The sequence below is a fragment of the Pseudomonas sp. RA_35y_Pfl2_P32 genome (genome assembly GCF_963970735.1).
Lineage (GTDB): Bacteria > Pseudomonadota > Gammaproteobacteria > Pseudomonadales > Pseudomonadaceae > Aquipseudomonas.
On the sequence record NZ_CAXAQF010000243.1, the window covers coordinates 1 to 497 of the forward strand.

2 tRNA genes and 1 rRNA gene are annotated in these 497 nt (G+C 47.9%); all 3 read right to left on the reverse strand.

The features are described from left to right. Nucleotides 1–172 precede the first annotated feature (172 nt). A tRNA-Ala gene (locus AACY45_RS28075) sits at nucleotides 173–248 on the reverse strand. Between the two features lie 30 nt (nucleotides 249–278). Then, nucleotides 279–355: transfer RNA gene (locus tag AACY45_RS28080), tRNA-Ile, on the reverse strand. Nucleotides 356–437: 82 nt separating this feature from the next. Further along, a 16S ribosomal RNA gene (locus AACY45_RS28085) occupies nucleotides 438–497 on the reverse strand; the annotation flags it as partial.

A 497-nucleotide genomic window follows, 5' to 3' on the forward strand; every position in this document is an offset into this window, starting at 1 on the left:
TCACAAATTTTACCTTAGCCTGATCCGTTACCAGTGAAAGTAACGTTCAGTCTATCTTTCTATCACATACCCAAATTTTTAAAGAACGATCTAATCAAAGACTAGAAATCAACATTCACCATCACCAGGATGGAATGCTCATTTCTAAGCTTTCAACAAACAGAAGCAGTAGTGGTGGAGCCAAACGGGATCGAACCGTTGACCTCCTGCGTGCAAGGCAGGCGCTCTCCCAGCTGAGCTATGGCCCCGTATTTCTACAGGTTCTTCCCACACAAAATTGGTGGGTCTGGGCAGATTCGAACTGCCGACCTCACCCTTATCAGGGGTGCGCTCTAACCAACTGAGCTACAGACCCAATTTCGGGCTGCTTCTTATCGTCTTCTTCAATGAATCAAGCAATTCGTGTGGGAGCTTATGCAGCAGCTGATGTCGTCGATTAAGGAGGTGATCCAGCCGCAGGTTCCCCTACGGCTACCTTGTTACGACTTCACCCCAGT